Consider the following 17470-nt stretch of genomic DNA (forward strand, 5'->3'; position numbering starts at 1 on the left):
ATTAAGAAACGGTACTACCAACTACTGCTACGATTCGGTGGTCGTCACGAGGTCCCGAGCGACCTGTACGCTGGTCCAGTAGACCTCGCCGTCGTAGCGCAGGAGATAGATGCCGTCGATGCGGCCGGTCCCGCCACTCTCGTCAGCGCCCTCGTCTCCGGCATCCGCGTCTCCGGCACCCTCGTCCGACTCTTCCCACGCGTACCGCACCTCGTCGTGGGGCCGGAATCTGGTCGCCAACTTCAGCGCGGCGTCGGGCGGGTTCTCGTCGGCGGGCACCGAGTAGTCGTCGGGCACGATTGCTTCGTCTAAAATCTCGCGCTCCGCCTCGGAGAGGTCCGAGAGTTCGAAAGCGTACTCCTCGCGGACCTCCGCGCCGAACTGTTCGGCCGAGGAGTGGACCTCCTCGGACTCGTAGCGATACTCCTTCAGGTCGTCCTCGTAGGAGTCGTCCACCTCGAACCGGCCTTTCGTCTCCGGGTCCCAGACGATGACCGAGCGGTCGGGGTCCGGAACGAGCGCGGAGTCGGGAATCTCGCTGTCGAGGTACAACAGCGACGACCCGAACCCGAGGAAGGGGTCGTCGGCCCACCCCCGGTCCGCGAACGTCTCGCGGTCCACCGCGGGTAGCTCCTCGAAGCGAACCGTCTCGCTCTCGGAGACCGAGCCGTCGGCGGGATTCAGCGTGAAGTGGAACGTCGTCGCGTCGGTGGTCTCGACCACCTCGCGGGAGAGTCGATACACCGAATCGCGGTAGACGAACGACCGATTTTCCGGGAAAGGCGGCTCTGTGGCTTCCCGCGCCGCCGACCCGTTCTCGACGGCGTCGGCGACGAGTTCGCGCCGGTCGGAGGAGCCTTCGAGACCGTACGTCACCTCTCGCGCTATCTCGTAGTCGGAAATCGGTTCGAGTCGGAGGGAGGTCGCCGGTGCGCGTGCGCACCCCGTACAGCCGCCAGCGGTGGCGATAGCGAGGGTCGCACCGGAAGCGAGGAACTCGCGGCGGTCCATAGCGCGGGGGTTTCTGACGGGACGTGATAAAACATCTGTAGATTCGGTGAGAAGTGAAGTCGGGCAGGTCAGGCGACGACACTGTTCGCCGTAATCTCGTCGTCGTAGACGCTCACGTCCAATCCGGACGCGTCCGCGTCGGCGCTCTCGTCCCACTCGGCGGTGGCGGTCCGCGAGCCATCGACCGTGATTTCGAGGCGCTTGGTCCCGTCCTGCGAGAAAGGATGGGGAAACTCCCGGTCCTCCTCGGCCGGGAGGTCGAACGACTCGTCTACGACGACCGTTCCGTCGCCGCTCCGGGAGACTTCGAGGGAAATTCGGGCGGTCTCCTCGGTGGCGTTGTAGACCGACAGGTCCGAGACGTTGCCGCCCATGTCGATGCACCCGGCCCCGACCCCGGTTCCAAGGAGGGCCAGCGCAGAGAGGAGGCCGCGGCGCGAGCGTAGTGGCGAGGACATACGTCGTCGCGTGACAGGTGTGCGATAAGTGTTTTGTGGACCGGCGACGCTACGCCCCGCCGCCTTTCCGAGTGTCGGACTCCGCGAGGAGTCGAATCGCCTGCCAGATAGCGAGACCCGCGAACGCGCCGACCACTATCGCGAAGGGGTCTACTCCCCCGTGGCCCGCGTGGAGGGGAACGAACATACGGACGCCTACGACCCGGTTCCTTCTGAACGTTTCGCCCGCGGCACGGACGGCCGACCGAGCGTTTACGCGGCGGAATCGAGAGACAAAAACGAGAGCGACGAGAGGCTTACCGCAGGAAACCGAGCAGTTCGTAGTCGTGGTCCGGCGTGTACCGCCGGAACAGCAGGCTGTTGGTCAGAACGCTCACGCTGGAGAACGCCATCGCGCCCGCGGCCAGCACGGGCTGGAGCAGGCCGAGCGAGGCGAGCGGAATCATCGCGGTGTTGTAGCCGAGCGCCCAGAAGAGGTTCTGCTTTATTTTCGAGAGGGTCCCCTCCGAGACGCGGATGGCCTTCAGCACGTCCGCCGGGTCGTCGCGCATCAGCGTCACGTCGGCGGCCTCGATGGCCACGTCGGTGCCCGACCCGATGGCCGCGCCGACGTACGCCGCGGCGAGCGCGGGCGCGTCGTTCACGCCGTCGCCGACCATCATCGCCCGCCGACCGTCAGACTGAATCGACTCCACGGCGTCGGCCTTGTCCTCGGGCAGGACCTCCGCGCGGACGTTCTCGGGGTCGATGCCCACCTGCTCGGCGACCGCACGGGCGGTCCGCTCGTTGTCGCCGGTGATGAGCATGACCTCGCGGCCGGTCTCGCGGAGTCCGGAGACCGCTTTCTTCGCGCTCTCCTTCACGGTGTCGGCGTCGGCGACGACGCCAGCCAGTTCGCCGTCGATGGCCACGAGCATCGCGGTCTTGCCCTCGCGTTCGAGGCGTTCCATCGGCTCCTCGGCGAGTGAAGCGTCGATTCCCTCGTCGTCCATCAGCTTCCGGTTGCCGACCAGCACCTCGCCGTGAGCGGTCGTCGCCCGGACGCCATGGCCGGGGACGTTCTCGAACTCCTCGGGGTCCTCGACGGTGAGGCCGCGCTCCTCCGCGCCCTCGACGATGGCCTGCGCGAGCGGGTGTTCGCTCCCCTTCTCGGCGCTCGCGGCGGCCGCGAGGAGGACCTCCTCGGCGGTCGCGGCGTCGCTCTCGGGGTCCGTCGGAGCCTCCACCGCGCCGCCGTCCGCCGCGGGTTCGCCGCCGTCCGCGGCAGGGTCGCCGCCGTCGGTGGTGGCGTCGAGGTCGGTTCCGCCGTCCGCGGCCGCGCCGTCGTCCCCGCCAGCGGCGGGGCCAACCGCCACCACGTCGGTCAGGCGCATCTCGCCCTCGGTCAGCGTGCCGGTCTTGTCGAAGACCACGGTGTCAACGTCGCGGACGCGCTCCAGCACGTCGCCGCCCTTGAACAGGACGCCGTTCTGCGCGCCGATGGAGGTCCCGACCATCGTTGCCGCGGGGGTGGCGAGTCCGAGCGCGCAGGGACAGGCGATGAGGACCGCGGAGGCGAACACGACGACCGCGAACTCGAAGGTCGAGACGGTGCCGCCCGCGACGATGGGACCGCCAGCGACCAGCCCCCACATCGGGAGCGACTGGACGAATCCGGCCAGCGCCTCGGGGAAGAGGAACCAGAGCGTCCCCCAGAGCAGGGCGTTCGCGATGACCGCGGGCACGAAGTACGCCGAGATGCGGTCGGCGACCTGCTGAATCTCTGGCTGGCGGCTCTGGGCCTCCTTGACCAACTGGACGATCTGCTGGAGCGCGGTCTCGGAGCCGACCTTGGTCGCTTCGACCTTCAGCACGCCGTTCTCGTTGACGGTCGCGCCGACCGCCTCGTCGCCGGGCGACTTCTCGACGGGCACCGACTCGCCCGTGACCATCGACTCGTCCACCGCGCTCTCGCCCTCGCGGACCACGCCGTCGGTCGGAATCTTCTCGCCGGGCCGGACCACCATCAGGTCGCCGACTTCCACGTCCTCGACCGGAATTTCTTCCTCCTCGTCGCCCCGAATCACGGTCGCGGTGTCGGCCTCCATCTCCAGCAGTTTACGCAGGGCTTCGCTGGCTTGGCCCTTCGACCGGGCTTCGAGGTAGTTCCCGAGCGTGATGAACACCAAGATGAGCGCGGCGGTGTCGAAGTAGAGGCTCCCCGCGAGGAGGTCCAACAGAACCACGACCGAGTAGACGTACGCGGTCGAGGAGCCGAGCGCGATCAGCACGTCCATGTTCGCGGTCCGGTTCTTCACGAGCGCGGTGTAGGAGTTCTCGTAGAACTCCTTGCCGAGGAGGTACTGGACCGGCGTCGCCAGTCCGAACATCACCCAGCCGAGCGGGACGCCGAAGAGGTCGTCGGCGAGCAGGCCGTCGAACAGGAAGTGTTCGAGCAGGAAGAACAGGAGCGGGGCCGACAGAAGCGCGCCGAAGATAGTCAGGTTGCGCTGGCGGCGAATCTCGGCTTGGCGGGCGTCCTCGCGCCGGTCGCCCTCGGTCTCGCCGTCGCCGTCGGACTCGTCTTCCCGAATCGGCTCGTAGCCCGCCGCCTCGATGGCGTCGTAGAGGTCGCCCAAATCGGCGTCCTCGGGGTTGTACCGCACGGTCCCCTCGTCGGTCGCGTAGTTGACCTCGGCGCTCACGACGCCCGGCGTGTCTTCGAGGGCCCGCTCGTTGGCCTCCGAGCAGTTCGCGCAGGACATCCCCGAGATGCCGATGGTCACCTGCTGGGCCACCGGGTCGTACCCGGCCTCCTCGATAGCTCGGTAAATCTCGCCGAGCGAGACCTCCTCGGGGTCGTACTCGACGCTCCCCTCGTCGGTGGCGAAGTTGACGTTCGCCGACTCGATGCCCGCCAACTCGCTCAGGGCCTCCTCGACGGTCCCCGAGCAGTTGGCACAACTCATGCCTCGGATAGCGAGGTGTGCGGTTCGCGCCATAATTCTCTCTCGATAGTATCTACGGGACCTACGTTAATGCGGTTTGTCCCTTACGAACGAAGGTCGGAGGGGAGCCAAGATAGCACCGAGTCGAAAAATATTCGCCCTCTATTTTTGTTTCGAAGCCGTATCGCCGTTCCGGTTCCGGCGAACCGTCGGCGACTGCGGGAGGGAGTGTCGCACCGCTCTTCGGTCGAACGACGAGCGGACTCCCGACCGAACGTATAAATGCGATAACGAGACAATTAGACGACATGCGAAGCGCTTTCCGCGTCCTCGCACTCGCCGTCCTCGTCACGACCGCCGGATGCACCGGCGCGTTCGACGGCGGCCCGGCGACCGACACCGCGAGTCCGCAGACCGACGAGACCGATTCACCGACGACGGAGACGCGAACGCCGGTCGAAGACCGGTCCGTCCCGCCCGGCATGAGCGCCGACGGGCTGGCGGACGCCGACGCGCTCGTGAGCGCCCACGCCGACGCGCTCGCGGGCGAGTCGGTCACGTTCCGCGAGCGCCGCGTCCGGCGGTACGGCAACGAGACCGCGGACCGGCGCTGGAACCGCACAGTCCGAACCGCCGCGAATCGGTCGCGGTTCCGCGTCGTCACCGAGACCGAGAACGTCCCGATATTCGGCGCGAGCGAGGGCCGAGTCGCCGTGTTCGCGGACGGGCGGCGAGCGTACCGACGGGTCGAGACGCCCAACACCTCGTGGTCGAGCGCGGTCCGGACCGCGAGCGGCGACCCCGAATCGCCCCGGAACGTCGCCCCGGACGTGGCCCGAACCGACGACCTTCGGGTCCTGTTGAGCGCCCTCGCGCTGGACAGCGCCGCAAACGCCCGAAAACTAGGTGAGTCGGGGACCTATCGCCTCTCGTCCTCGGAACTCGCAAACCCCGACCTGCTGGCCTCGCATCTCGGCGTTTCGTCGGTTCGGAACGTCTCGTTCGTCGGAATCGTGACGCCGAACGGAACCCTCGCGGAGTACCGGCTGACGTTCGCCGGGGAGGAGGACGGGACGCAAGTCCGCGGGACGAGCCTCGTCGAGTACGCCCGGCTCGGCGAGACGACCGTCGAGACGCCCGCGTGGTACGACGAAGCGAGGAGACGGACCGACGGCGAAAATCCGGACGGAACCGCACGCACCGCGACGACCACCGAGTCAGACGAGACGACTGCCGCGGCCGCCACTGCCGCCATCGCCGCCACCCGTAAGAAAGTTCGTTTGGATTAGTGCAAACCTAGTAGATTTATGCGTCCGGACGCCGGAGTGGGAGACGACAATGCAACAGCAGTCGGCACGCCGGACGGCGACCTTGGACGACTCCCACACCGAGACGACCGAGATTCTGATGCCCGACGACACCAACAACCTCGGGCGGGCGCTCGGCGGGTCGGTCCTCCACTGGATGGACATCTGCGGGGCCATCTCTGCCCGGCGGTTTGCCCGGCGACAGGTCGTCACGGCGTCGATGGACCACGTGGACTTTCTGGCTCCCATCGACCTCGGTGACGTGGTGGTGACGGAGGCGTACGTCTTCGAGACCGGCGAGACCAGCATGGAGGCGAAGGTGGACGTGTACGCCGAGCGACCGAGCGACGACGAGCGCCGCGAGACCGCGACCTCCTTCTTCACCTTCGTCGCGCTGGACGACGACGAGAAAGCCACGAGCGTGCCGGACCTGCGGTGTCCGACCGACGAGCAGGAGGCCAAACGGGCGCACGCGCTGGAGGAACGCAAGAAACGGCGATTGGAGTTGGCGGAGAAGGTGTAGGAATCGGACGAAGCTATCGGAAAAGCGGCTCGTCGAGCTATTCAAACGGCACCGTTGGCGGTTCCTTCATAGCAGCGATAGTATAATCGCAAGTACGCTAATTATTACCCCCGACCCAGCAAGTGACGATTCGATATACCCCGATTGCTTGAGCAAGTACGAGATGTACAACGGAGTCACTACGATAGCCACGTGAAGCGCGATGATTACGGATAGCTGCGTAGAGACTAAAATCGCGCCCACGAGTATCGGCCAAACGGTTAGAACCAGTGTCGCGCCTAGACCGTAGCGAAAACAGGTTACGATAGTACCATAGCTGGAAACGTACTCGGAGAAATCGAAAATCGCATCACGGCTTCCGATAATCGCTTTAGCAATTGTAAATGCAACCGACAGTGCGATTGCTATAGCTACACCAATTCCGAGCATCTTTAACACAAACGTCCAGAGTACCAGCAGTTTGGGCTTGAAGAACGTGTACGCCAGCAGAAATCCACCGACTATCAAACCCGTTCGTCGGTGTGTCATTATACCGCCAAGTGCGACTACCGCGATAGCCGGTATCAGGACGAGTATACAGGCGATAGCGAGGAGATAGATAGGCTCCAAGTATTGAGACTGACTCGTCCACCACTGATAGGTCCCCTGAATATCCATCTTCAGGGGCATCTCCGATGCAGTCCGGTAAAGCGCTTTTTTGGTACTATTCCGTTCCCGTTCCGTACCCTGCCACGGAAAGAATACGTATATAAACGAAAACAAGAGGAAGGCGTTTAGAATTGCTAAAATCGTTGGCGTGGCCTGGATTATCGCGTTTGCTTTCCTTTCAAGAGTTTCCTCTATCGACTCCTCTAGCTGTTGAATTCCTATCATCAAAACCCCGACTAACTGCATTATCTTCGGGTTATTTATAATAAAATCGAAAAAGGGACTAGGTACTTTCGCAATCTGAGAGAATAGATTACTTAACACTATTGTTGGGTACATAGTCACAGCGTGCGTGAACGACGTTTTTCGCTTGTAAACGCCGATACAAGAAAGTAATGTCTAGTGAATCTATAACGATTACAGTAGGGTTTTCTTTGTGTTTCTGCACGCCTAAACAGGTTTAGTACGTTAGACCTCGGGAAAATAGTTCGTGAGGCGTTAGACCAACCGAACCGGTCGCTACCAGTCCAACGAGCCGCCCGAGCGGTACTCCGTGACCTGCGTCTCGAAGAAGTTCTTCTCCTTGTTGAGGTCGGTCGCCTCGGACATCCACGGGAATGGGTTGTCCGTGCCGTAGGACTCGGGCAGGTCGAGTTGCCGGAGGCGGCGGTCGGCGACGTACTCGACGTACTCGGCGAACTGCTCGGGACCCATCCCCAGAATCTCGTCGGGGCAGGCCTCGCGGGCGTAAATCTGTTCGAGTTCGACGGCCTCCTCTATCATCGCGGTGATTTCGGCACCGAACTCGTCGGTCCAGACGCCGGGGTTCTCCTCGCGAATCGTGTTTATCAGGTCCACGCCGAACGCCAGATGGACCGACTCGTCGCGCATGATGTACTCGAACTGCTGGCCGATGCCGACCATCTTGTTCTGGCGCTTCAGCCCGAGCATCATGGCGAACCCGGCGTAGAAGAAGATGCCCTCCATCACGACGTAGAACCCGACCAAATCCCGGAGGAGCGACCGCACGTCCTCGTCGGTCCGGAGTTCGAAGTCGTCGTCCAAGATGGACTGGGTCATCCCGACGACGAACTCGTCTTTCTCCTCTATCGCGGGCACCTCGTCGTACATCCCGTACACGTAGTCGGGGTCGAGACCCAGCGAGTCACAGCAGTAGATGAACGTGTCGGTGTGGATGGCCTCCTCGAAGGCCTGCCGGAGGAGGTACTGGCGACACTCGGGGCTGGTGACGTACTCGTAGATGGCCAACACGATGTTGTTGGCGGTCAGCGACTCGGCGGTCGAGAAGAACCCGAGGTTCCACTCGACCAGTTGGCGCTCGGCGTCGGTGAGCGCGTCGCCGTTCCACTGGGTCGCGTCCTCGCCCATCGGAATCTCCTCGGGCACCCAGTTGTTGTCGATTCCGGCGCGGTAGTACTCGCGCGCCCAGTCGTACTCTATCGGCAGTATCTTGTTCGGGTCGGTCTTGTCGTCGTTCAGTATCATGGTCACTGACAGGCGTCGCAGGTCGGGTCCTCGACGCTCGGGAGGTCGTCTCGCGCGCTGTCCGAGTCGTCGGAATCCGCGGCGCTCGACTGCCCGCGAGTCTGGGTCTTGCCGTACTGGTCCATGTCGAGGGTGGACTTCTCTATCTGGGACGCGCCGAGCGTCCGCAGGTAGTAGGTCGTCTTCACGCCGAGTTCCCACGCGGTCTGGTACACGTCGTCCAGCATCGACCCGTCGGTCGTCGGGAAGAAGACGTTGTGCGAAATCGACTGGTCTATCCACTGGCCACGGCGGGCGGTCAGGCGCAACTGGTGGCGGGGGTCCACCTCGAAGGCGTTTCGGTAGAGTTCGCGCAGGTCGGCCGGAATCTCCTCGATCTCCTGTATCGACCCGTCGTGGAACTTGATGCGATCCACCATCTCGTCGTCCCACAAGTCGCGCTCCCGCAGGTCCGCGACGAGGAGGTCGTTTATCACGGTGAACTCGCCGCTCATGTTGGACTTGACGTAGAGGTTCGAGTAGATGGGTTCGATGGATGGCGTGGTCCCCGCGATGGTCGAGATGGTCGCGGTCGGCGCGACCGCCATCGTGTTGGAGTTTCGCATCCCGTGGGTCGCTATTAGGTCTCGCACCGCGTCCCAGTCGAGGCGCTCCTCGCGCGGCAGGGGAATCTCGCGGCCGCGCTCCTCCTCCAGCAGGTCGATGGTGTCCTGCGGGAGGAGTCCCCGGTCCCACTTCGACCCCTCGAAGGAGGGGTAGGCCCCGCGCTCGCGGGCCAACTCCGCCGAGGTCCGGATGGCGTGGTAGGCGACGAGTTCTTGGGACTCGTCGGCGAACTCGACGGCCTCCTCGGAGGCGAAGGGAATCCGTTGCTCGAACAGCGACTCGTGGAAGCCCATCACGCCCATCCCGACCGGGCGGTGGCGCATGTTCGACCGCTCGGCCTCGTCGGTCGGGTAGAAGTTCAGGTCTACCACGTTGTCGAGCATCCGCATCCCGGTCTCGACGCTCTCGCGCAGTTTCTCGCGGTCCAGACCGTCACCGTCGGGACTGACGTGCTTCGAGAGATTGACCGACCCGAGGTTACAGACCGCGTGTTCGTCCTCGCTGGTGTTGAGGGTAATCTCGGTGCAGAGGTTCGAGGAGTGAACCACGCCCTCGTGGTCTTGGGGCGACCGGACGTTGCAGGGGTCCTTGAACGTAATCCACGGGTGACCGGTCTCGAACAGGCGCGTGAGGGTGTCGCGCCACAACTCCTCGGCGTCCACTCGCTCGTACTGACGGAGTTCGCCAACCTCGGCGCGCTGTTCGTACTCGCGGTACAACTCCTCGAACTCCTGTCCGTACGTCCCGTGGAGGTCGGGCACCTCGTCGGGGGAGAACAGCGTCCACTCGCCGCCCTCGCGGACGCGCTTGACGAACAGGTCGGGAATCCACGCCGCGGTGTTCATGTCGTGAGTCCGGCGGCGCTCGTCGCCGGTGTTGCGCCGCAGGTCGATGAAGTCCGGGTAGTCGAGGTGCCAGCATTCGAGGTAGGCGCAGGCCGCTCCTCGGCGCTTGCCCGACCGATTGATGGCCGCGGTCACGTCGTTCGAAATCTTGAGGAACGGGACGACGCCGGTCGATTCGACGCCAGTCGATTCGATGAGCGACCCCGAGGCTCGGACCGGCGTCCAGTCGTTGCCGAGACCGCCGCTGTACTTCGAGAGTTGGGCGTGGCCCTTGTAGGAGTCGAAGATGCCTTCGAGGTCGTCGGGGACCGTCGTCAGGTAGCAGGAACTCAACTGCGCGTGGGTGGTCCCGGCGTGGAACAGCGTCGGACTCGACGGGACGAACCGCAGGGTCGAGAGGAGGTCGTAGAACTCGCGGGCGTACGCCTCGCGCTCGCCGACCGACTCGCGCAGGGCGAGTCCCATCGCCACGCGCATCCAGAACGCTTGGGGAAGTTCGAGGCGCTCGCCCTCGGCGGTCTTCAGGAAGTACCGCTGGTAGAGGGTGTCCAGCGCCATGTAGTCGAACAGGTCGTCGCGCTCGGGCGCGATGGCCTCGGCCATCGAGTCGAGGTCGTAGGCCAGCATGCGCTCGTCTATCAGTCCGGCCTCGACGCCGCGCTCGACGTTCTCGGCGAACGTCTCCCGATACGCCGACGCCGCGGCCGCCGAGTCGAGACCGTCGTCGGGGACCTCCCCGACGACCTCTCGATGGTACTGCTCGCGGAACAGCGACGCCGCGACTCGCTTGAACGCGGGGTCGCGCTCGATGCGGGCGGTCGCGGTCCCGATGGCGGCCTCGTAGACCTCCTCGCGGGAGGCCCCGTCGTAGAGGTTGCGCTCGGTCTCGGTCGCGAGTCGTGCGACCGTCTCGTCGCCGACCGACTCGCAGTCGGCGCAGGCGCGCTCGAATACGGCTCGTATCGTCTCCGTGGTGGAAGTCGTAGCTTGGCTCATGTGTTGTCCGGACCGAGGAGCGCGCGTCGAACGCCCTCCGAGAGCGGTCTCGCGCTTTCGAGCGAACGACGGCGTTTCCACTAATCGCTCGGTAGAGGCGGTCTACGACGGCGCACTCCTCGGCTGTACCAACTGCTGACCGGCCACACCCGGATAAAGCTTTCCAAGCTACGTTTCAAAAGAGCAAATAGATTTGTATTCGAGCTACGACTCGTGAATCTTCTCGCCGCGGTGGAGCCTGTCGGCGATGGTGAACGTTTGCTCCGCGGAGCGCCGGGTGGGGACGTGGGCGGCGACGTAGCGCGCGGTGGCGACCAAGTGCGTGCGCGCCTGCTCGGGGTCGTCGGTCAGGTCGAACTGCTCGAAGGCCGCCTCGACGTTCTGGAGCGTGTGGAAGCCAGCGTCTTCCCGGAGGAGTCCTTCGCCCAAGACCCGCTTCAACTCGGCGGGGTCGCCACCGTCCGCCAGATACGCCGCGACCAGCTTTCCGGCCGCATCGACCTCGCCCTCCTCGTCGAAGAGTCCGAGGAGTTCCCCGTGCAAGTCGTCGGGGGCCTCGACCTCGGTCCCGTCGGGAATCGGCGTCGGCGGCGTGTTGAGGAATCGGTCGAGGTAGACGCTCGCCGCGCCAGCGATGGCCCCGCGGTACGCGGCCGTCGAGTCGGCGGTCGCGGGCGAGTCGGTCCGTCGGGCGGCCTTCTGGACCGCGTTGGCGTAGGTGTAGGTGTGGTGGACGGTGTTCCAGTCGTTGAACTCGTTGGAGGTCCCGAACCGGGCGACTCGGCGGCCTGCGGCCTGCGCGACCGCGCCAGCGAGTTCCTCGGGAGTCGCGCCGTTCTGAATCGCCGCCTTCGTCGCGGTGACTATCTCCTCGGGGTCGTCGCTGAGGAGGGTGTCCACGAACCCCTCGGGCGCGTCCCAGTCCTCTTCGTCTCCCTGCGCGGCCAGTTCCGGGAGTTCGTCGTACGCGTCGAACGCGAGTTCGGCCACGTCGATGGGTTGTCGCCACGACGACAACTCCTCGGAGCGCGTGGCCTCGGTGAGTCGCGGGATGACGCTCGGCAGAATCTCGTCGGCGCGGTCCCAGCCCACGTGGTCCAGCGCCTCGCAGGCCTTGTTCACGAAGTCGAAGGTGTGGCCCGCGTCCATGTACAGGTGGTCGGTCGCGGCCAGATAGAGGATGTCGGCGACCTCCGCTGGCTCCAGCGTCTCGATGGCGGTTTGGAGGCATCGCTCCGCGCCGTCGCGGTCCCGGACCTCGACGGTCTCGCGGAACCACTCTTCCAGACGCTCGCGGGAGAGGTCCCGCGTCGAGAAGGACGGCTGGTCGAACGTGGGCGGTTCGCCCTGACAGTCCTCGGCGACGTGGTAGAGACCGGTGTAGAGCGCGCGCTTGCGGTCCTCGGGCCGGAGTTGGTCGTGCAGGTTCGCCATCGCCGAGAGGATAGTCAGCCCGGAACTCCACCCGTCGTCGCGGAACTGCGCGCCGAAGGTCAGCCCCTGTTCGAGCGGGTCGGCATAGGGGACCTCCTCGTCGGCGAGGCCGACGACCGACTTGGCCACCACGAGTCGCAGGCTCTCCTCTAATCCAGTCTGGAGTCGGTTCGTGTAGTGTTCGACCGGCGGCAGGTCGGGGTCGGGATGCGGGTCCACGTACACCTCGCCGTCCCGGACCTCGACGGGGAAGCTCTGTACGTCGTCGGCCCACGGGTCGAAGGTGTCGCCGCAGGAGAGTTCGAATCGCGCGTGGTGCCAGTGGCAGGTCAGGATGCCGTCGTCAACGGTGCCGTCCGCGAGCGGGAATCCCATGTGCGGACAGCGGTTGTCCACGGCCCGAAACTCGCCTTCGTGGTGAAAGAGGGCTATCGCGCGGCCGTCGGCCCGCGCGACCGTTCGCTCCTCGTCTCGGAGTTCGTCGGCGTCCGCGACGCGGACGAACGACTCGCTGGCCGTCGATTCGTCGCCGGAAGCAGGGTCTTCGGTCGCCATAGATAGTGGATTGTCACCATCCCTCAAAACGGTTCCCGGAAGCGATTTTTTGTAACTCTCCCCACACTACTGGTCGTGGAGGAGACAGGCCGCCGGGTGGCCCGCGTCGGTCTCCCGGAGCGTCGGTCGCTCGCGCTCGCAGACCGTCTCGAACTCGTCGGCCAGCAGGTGGCGGGCCGCCTCGCGGTCGCCCGCGACCAGCGCGTCGAGGGCCGAGGAGAGAACGTCGTCGGCCTCCTCGTCGGCGAGGCTCGCGGGGATGTCGAGCCGGTCGCGGACCGCCGACGAGTCGGTCTGCGCGTCGAGGTCGAACTCGTCGGCGTCGAGCGCCGCCCGGAGGTCCATCACCGCGCGCCAGTTCGCCTGCTCGAAGTCGTAGCCCTCGGGCTGAACGATTTCGGGGCATCTGGTGTGGAACCGGCACCCCGACGGCGGGTCCGCTGGCGAGGGTACGTCGCCCGAGAGGCGCACCCCCGACCCGCGCTGGCCGGGGTCGGGCGCGGGCACCGACGAGACAAGCGCCCGCGTGTAGGGGTGCTGTGGGTCCGACAGCACCTCGCTGGTCGGACCGGTCTCCACGATTTCGCCGAGGTACATCACCGCCACGCGGTCACAGATTTCACGGACGACCGCCATGTCGTGGCTGATGAGCAACATTCCGAGGTCGAACTCCCGCTGGAGGTCGTCGAGGAGCGAGAGGATGCTGGCCTGCACCGACACGTCGAGCGCCGAGACCGGTTCGTCGGCGACCAGCAGGTCGGGATTGAGGACGAGCGCGCGAGCCAAGGCGGCGCGCTGTTTCTGCCCGCCGGAGAACTCGTGGGGGTAGCGGTCGAAGTCGTCGGCCGACAGCCCGACCCGCTCCAGCAGGTCCGCGACGACCTCGCGCTGGCGCGCGTCGTCGCCGACGCCGTGAATCGAGAGCGGTTCGGCGACCGACTCGCCGACGGTCATCCGCGGGTCGAAACTCGACGTGGGGTCCTGAAACACCATGCCGACCCGCCTGCGGAACTCCCGGCCGTGGGACCGCTCGCGGTCCGCGACCGGCGAACCGTCGAACGCGACCGCGCCGTCGGTCGGTTCTTCCAGTCCCATCAGCGTCGTCGCGACGGTGGACTTGCCACACCCCGACTCGCCGACCAGTCCGACCGTCTCGCCCCGCTCGACCTCGAAGCTCACGCCGTCTACCGCCCGGACCTGTCCGACCTCCCGACCGAGGAGACCCTCGGTGATGGCGTAGTGTTGCTTCAGGTCCGAGACCGACAGGAGCGTCTCAGTCATCGTCGTCCTCCTCGGCGAGCGCGGCGTCGTCGGGTCGGTCGGCGACGGCGGCCGTGCCCGACACGCTCGCGGACTTCGACGCCCCGGCCCCCGGCGCGCCCGCCTCCATCTCCGCCGGGTCCCGCTCCGGGCCGTAGAAGACGCAGGAGACGCAGTGGTCGTCGGGCGTCTCCTCGCCCGCAGTCGCGGTTGGGTCGCCCTCGTCGAATGGGGCGTCGCCGTCGAAATCGTGTAGGGGCGGTTGCTCGCCCGACTCGCACTCGGCGACCGCCGCGGTGCATCGCGGGTGGAACCGACAGCCAGCGGGCGGGTCGGTCGGGTCGATGGGGTCGCCGGGAATCGGGTCGAGCGCCGACCCGACGCCGGGCAGACACTCCATCAGCGCGCGGGTGTAGGGGTGGCCCGGCGCGTCGAATAGCTCCTCGACGCCGCCCCGTTCCATCACCTTCCCGCCGTACAGCACGACCATGCGGTCGGCGACCTGCGCCGCGACGCCGAGGTCGTGGGTGACGAAGACGATGCCCATCTCGCGCTCGTCCTGCAAATCCCGCAGGAGGTCGAGAATCTGAGCCTGAATCGTCACGTCGAGGGCGGTGGTCGGTTCGTCGGCGACCACGAGGTCCGGGTCGCCCGACAGCGCCAGCGCGACGACGACCCGTTGAGTCTGACCGCCGGAGAACTCGTGGGGGTAATCGTCGTACCGCGTCGCGGCGTCGGGGATGCCCACCCTGTCGAGGAGGTCCACCGCTAGCTCGCGGGCCTCGTCGCCCGACACCTCGCGGTTGCGCTCGACGGCCTCGCGGACCTGCGCGCCGACGGAGTACACCGGGTCGAGCGCGCTCTGTGGGTTCTGGAAGACGTGGGCGATGCCCGACCCGCGAACGTCCCGGAGGTCGGCTTCCGAGAGGTCCAGTAAGTTCCGCCCGCCGAACCGAATTTCTCCCTCTAACTCTGCCGACACGAGGCGGGTCAGCGACTCGCAGGTGACGGTCTTGCCCGACCCCGATTCGCCGACGAGACAGACCGTCTTACCCGCCTCGACCTCGAAGCTCACTCCGTCTACCGCGCAAATCTCTCCGCGCTCGCCCTCGAACGTCGCCCGGAGGTCCCGGACCGACAGCAACGGGTCAGCCATCGGCGACCTCCCTTCGGTCAGCAAGTTCCTCACGTCGCGTTGACATTGACTTGGGAAGACATACCAATTCGTCAAAAGGGTTTGGTTTCGGGGGTCAGTCCAGCAGGTCCCGGTAGTCGGGGCGGACCCACGAGTAAGAGACGCGTTCGAGACTCTCACGGACGTTCTCGTTGCGCGCGAGGGTCTCGGCCTCGTCCTGTCGGACGCCTTCCGCGTCGAAGGGCATGACCGACGAGAACACCCCCTCGTAGTGGTAGACCGCGCGCCCGCCGCCCGCTTCGAGGCCGACCAGCGAGTACGCGCCGTTGTCCCGGCGCAACAGGTGGGCGGCTTTCAGGTACACGTCGCCGCCGCCCTCCTCGCGGGCGATGGCCTCGCAGAGTCGGTCGAACAGTTCCGTGTTTCCCGTGGGCGCGGCCGAACTAGCCATGTTCGAGACCACGGGGGCGACGACTAAAGCGGTGAGCCAAGCGGAGTGAAACTGAAAGTGACGTATCGACCGTCAGACGCGATTGTTAGTTATCTATACTTTCGGAACTTGTACGAACGCATAGATTAATAACTGTCGGCGAAAAGGTAGGAACACAGGCCTGATTGGTAGTCAGTGTCTGTCATTCCGGGCTGGTATCCCGACATCACTACTCCCAAACTGGATTCTGACGCCGCGACGCGAAGTACCACGCAGTGACGAGTTTCCTTCGGCGACCCGATAGTTGACCGCCGAGCGCGTCGCGGGCCGAAGCACCCATCCCTACGGGCGGCCAACTCCGGTCGTGTTCCCCCACGAAATCGAAACCGAGCGCCTGCGACTCGTCCGTCTCTCGCGGGCCACGGTGCCGACCGCGCAACTCTATCGGCACATGCGCGCCGGGGCACCGCACATGAGCGAGGTCAGCGAGTACGCGATGTGGGACCCCCACGAGACGCCCAAGGACACCCACGACTTCCTCGTGGACGTGGAACGGCAGTGGGACGACCGCGAGCAGGCGACTTACGCTATCTTCGCGCGCGACGACGAGGCCACCACCGACCCGGAAGATGCGACCGACGCGAACGACGCGACCGGCGCGAACGACGCGACCGGCGAACTGGTGGGCACGACGAGCCTCGACTTCGACTGGGACCGCCGGTCGGCCGAACTCGGCATCTGGCTCCGCAAGCCCTTCTGGGGCCGGGAGTACTCCGGCGAACGCGCGGCCGCCCTACTGGAACTGGCCTTCGACCTCCTCGACCTCGAACTCGTCGGCGCGTCCCACCGCACGGGCAACGAACGGTCACGCCGGGCCATCGAGAAGTACGTCGAGCGATTCGGCGGCCAACACGACGGCGTCCTCCGGGACTTCTTCCCGCGGGACGGCGAGGTCGGCGACCTGCACCGCTACACCATCTCGCGCGAGCAGTTCCGGACCGCGACCGGAGAGAACGAGGCGACGAGAGAAAACGAGACCCCGACCGAGAACCGGGCCGCGACCCCGACCGAGAACGAGACCCTGACCGAGAACGAGGCCGCGACGACGAGGAGCGACGAGTGAACGGTCAGTCGCCGCTCTGGACCCGCGGGGGCGATTCGGCCGCGTCACCGTCAGCGGCGCGGAATCGCTCGGGAAGCCGCGAGCGGAGCGTCGGCGGCACGCGCGGGACGAGGAGTTCCGCCAGCATCGCCAGCGGTTTCCGGGCGAGGGCGTAGGCCGCCGAGACCGCCAGCACCGCCGCGACGAAGGTCCGGGGCGTCCCGGACCACGCGACGAACGCGGGCGCGGCGAAGACGCCAGCCACGAGCAGGTCCTCGGGCGCGCCGTCGTAGCGAATCCAGCGCCGAGGAGCGACCCACCTTCCGTTGAAGTGGTCGTAGACCGCGCGGTCGGACTCGGCCTCCCACGGCCGGAGTTCGAGGCCGCCCCCGAACACGTCCATCAGCGAGTGGGCCGCGGCCCCGGCGAGGAACAGCGCGAGCGCGACCGTCTCGGCGACCGGCGCGACGGCCGCGAGCGCGACCGCGGGGACCGCGGCGACCGCATAGTACACCGGGTAGTGGAGGGTCCGGCGGTGGCCAGCGTAGAGGTCGAAGTCGGGGAACACGCTCCCGGCGACGCCCGCGACGAACGCGACGGGCGCGAACTCGGGCGCGACGGCGGCCGTCGCGGTCGCGAGGACGACGCCGAACAGGGCGTGGGTGGTCGCCATCATGTGAGCGACGCGTAAGTCTCGGGGCGATAAATGCGTGTCGTGTTAGGCCGT

General features: G+C 66.0%; 15 protein-coding genes. 3 read left to right on the forward strand and 12 right to left on the reverse strand.

Going from position 1 to position 17470, the window contains the following annotated elements; all coding sequences use genetic code 11:
• Positions 1 to 27: 27 nt before the first annotated feature.
• The 4 genes from EPL00_RS18840 to EPL00_RS18855 all read right to left on the reverse strand — a co-directional run bounded on the left by EPL00_RS18840 (position 28) and on the right by EPL00_RS18855 (position 4453).
• Complete coding sequence (locus EPL00_RS18840) at positions 28 to 1011, reverse strand: hypothetical protein (RefSeq protein WP_135854012.1); 984 nt, start codon at positions 1009 to 1011, stop codon at positions 28 to 30.
• Between the two features lie 68 nt (positions 1012 to 1079).
• Positions 1080 to 1469, reverse strand: a complete 390-nt coding sequence (locus tag EPL00_RS18845) for a hypothetical protein (protein ID WP_135854011.1) — start codon at positions 1467 to 1469, stop codon at positions 1080 to 1082.
• A gap of 49 nt (positions 1470 to 1518) precedes the next feature.
• A complete protein-coding gene (locus EPL00_RS18850; protein ID WP_162224271.1) occupies positions 1519 to 1656 on the reverse strand; it encodes a hypothetical protein in 138 nt (45 codons plus the stop codon).
• 109 nt (positions 1657 to 1765) lie between these two features.
• On the reverse strand, positions 1766 to 4453 hold the full coding sequence (locus EPL00_RS18855; protein WP_135854010.1) for a heavy metal translocating P-type ATPase: 2688 nt from the start codon (positions 4451 to 4453) through the stop codon (positions 1766 to 1768).
• Positions 4454 to 4704: 251 nt separating this feature from the next.
• On the opposite strand from EPL00_RS18855, the gene EPL00_RS18860 reads away from it, so the two are divergent.
• Entirely contained in the window at positions 4705 to 5685 is a 981-nt protein-coding gene (locus EPL00_RS18860) for a hypothetical protein (RefSeq protein WP_135854009.1), read from the forward strand.
• A gap of 49 nt (positions 5686 to 5734) precedes the next feature.
• The gene (locus EPL00_RS18865) at positions 5735 to 6226 is read left to right on the forward strand and encodes an acyl-CoA thioesterase (protein ID WP_135854008.1); all 492 of its coding nucleotides are present in this window, start codon (positions 5735 to 5737) and stop codon (positions 6224 to 6226) included.
• A gap of 66 nt (positions 6227 to 6292) precedes the next feature.
• On the opposite strand, the gene EPL00_RS18870 is transcribed toward EPL00_RS18865, so the two are convergent.
• From EPL00_RS18870 to EPL00_RS18900, 7 genes are all read right to left on the reverse strand, one after another.
• Positions 6293 to 7099 carry a hypothetical protein gene (locus tag EPL00_RS18870; RefSeq protein ID WP_135854007.1) on the reverse strand — a complete coding sequence of 269 codons (807 nt, stop codon included), beginning with the start codon at positions 7097 to 7099 and terminating at the stop codon, positions 6293 to 6295.
• A 294-nt stretch (positions 7100 to 7393) separates the two neighbouring features.
• Complete coding sequence (locus tag EPL00_RS18875) at positions 7394 to 8380, reverse strand: ribonucleotide-diphosphate reductase subunit beta (RefSeq protein WP_394352084.1); 987 nt, start codon at positions 8378 to 8380, stop codon at positions 7394 to 7396.
• Between the two features lie 2 nt (positions 8381 to 8382).
• Positions 8383 to 10827 (reverse strand): ribonucleoside-diphosphate reductase subunit alpha, encoded by a 2445-nt coding sequence (locus EPL00_RS18880; protein ID WP_135854005.1) that lies wholly within the window; start codon positions 10825 to 10827, stop codon positions 8383 to 8385.
• 204 nt (positions 10828 to 11031) lie between these two features.
• Positions 11032 to 12816 (reverse strand): Rieske (2Fe-2S) protein, encoded by a 1785-nt coding sequence (locus EPL00_RS18885; protein ID WP_135854004.1) that lies wholly within the window; start codon positions 12814 to 12816, stop codon positions 11032 to 11034.
• 66 nt (positions 12817 to 12882) lie between these two features.
• Complete coding sequence (locus tag EPL00_RS18890; protein ID WP_135854003.1) at positions 12883 to 14097, reverse strand: ABC transporter ATP-binding protein; 1215 nt, start codon at positions 14095 to 14097, stop codon at positions 12883 to 12885.
• The gene (locus EPL00_RS18895) at positions 14090 to 15232 is read right to left on the reverse strand and encodes an ABC transporter ATP-binding protein (protein WP_135854002.1); all 1143 of its coding nucleotides are present in this window, start codon (positions 15230 to 15232) and stop codon (positions 14090 to 14092) included. Before EPL00_RS18895 ends, EPL00_RS18890 begins: the two co-directional genes overlap by 8 nt.
• Before the next feature lie 94 nt (positions 15233 to 15326).
• Positions 15327 to 15662, reverse strand: coding sequence for a hypothetical protein (locus tag EPL00_RS18900; protein WP_135854001.1), 336 nt, complete (start codon positions 15660 to 15662; stop codon positions 15327 to 15329).
• Between the two features lie 283 nt (positions 15663 to 15945).
• Here EPL00_RS18900 and EPL00_RS18905 point away from each other — a divergent pair, with 283 nt between their 5' ends.
• A complete protein-coding gene (locus EPL00_RS18905) occupies positions 15946 to 16764 on the forward strand; it encodes a GNAT family N-acetyltransferase (protein ID WP_238398252.1) in 819 nt (272 codons plus the stop codon).
• A 4-nt stretch (positions 16765 to 16768) separates the two neighbouring features.
• On the opposite strand, the gene EPL00_RS18910 is transcribed toward EPL00_RS18905, so the two are convergent.
• Positions 16769 to 17419, reverse strand: coding sequence for a metal-dependent hydrolase (locus EPL00_RS18910; protein ID WP_202932696.1), 651 nt, complete (start codon positions 17417 to 17419; stop codon positions 16769 to 16771).
• Positions 17420 to 17470 lie beyond the last annotated feature (51 nt).

This window comes from Halorussus salinus (assembly GCF_004765815.2).
Lineage (GTDB): Archaea > Halobacteriota > Halobacteria > Halobacteriales > Haladaptataceae > Halorussus > Halorussus salinus.

Excerpts from the sequence above, each read along its gene's own strand:
- EPL00_RS18840 (WP_135854012.1), bottom strand. The coding sequence starts at position 1,011 with ATGGACCGCCGCGAGTTCCTCGCTTCCGGTGCGACCCTCGCTATCGCC.
- EPL00_RS18845 (WP_135854011.1), bottom strand. The coding sequence starts at position 1,469 with ATGTCCTCGCCACTACGCTCGCGCCGCGGCCTCCTCTCTGCGCTGGCC.
- EPL00_RS18850 (WP_162224271.1), bottom strand. The coding sequence starts at position 1,656 with ATGTTCGTTCCCCTCCACGCGGGCCACGGGGGAGTAGACCCCTTCGCG.
- EPL00_RS18860 (WP_135854009.1), top strand. The coding sequence starts at position 4,705 with ATGCGAAGCGCTTTCCGCGTCCTCGCACTCGCCGTCCTCGTCACGACC.
- EPL00_RS18865 (WP_135854008.1), top strand. The coding sequence starts at position 5,735 with ATGCAACAGCAGTCGGCACGCCGGACGGCGACCTTGGACGACTCCCAC.
- EPL00_RS18870 (WP_135854007.1), bottom strand. The coding sequence starts at position 7,099 with ATGATAGGAATTCAACAGCTAGAGGAGTCGATAGAGGAAACTCTTGAA.
- EPL00_RS18875 (WP_394352084.1), bottom strand. The coding sequence starts at position 8,380 with ATGATACTGAACGACGACAAGACCGACCCGAACAAGATACTGCCGATA.
- EPL00_RS18880 (WP_135854005.1), bottom strand. The coding sequence starts at position 10,827 with ATGAGCCAAGCTACGACTTCCACCACGGAGACGATACGAGCCGTATTC.
- EPL00_RS18885 (WP_135854004.1), bottom strand. The coding sequence starts at position 12,816 with ATGGCGACCGAAGACCCTGCTTCCGGCGACGAATCGACGGCCAGCGAG.
- EPL00_RS18890 (WP_135854003.1), bottom strand. The coding sequence starts at position 14,097 with ATGACTGAGACGCTCCTGTCGGTCTCGGACCTGAAGCAACACTACGCC.
- EPL00_RS18895 (WP_135854002.1), bottom strand. The coding sequence starts at position 15,232 with ATGGCTGACCCGTTGCTGTCGGTCCGGGACCTCCGGGCGACGTTCGAG.
- EPL00_RS18900 (WP_135854001.1), bottom strand. The coding sequence starts at position 15,662 with ATGGCTAGTTCGGCCGCGCCCACGGGAAACACGGAACTGTTCGACCGA.
- EPL00_RS18910 (WP_202932696.1), bottom strand. The coding sequence starts at position 17,419 with ATGATGGCGACCACCCACGCCCTGTTCGGCGTCGTCCTCGCGACCGCG.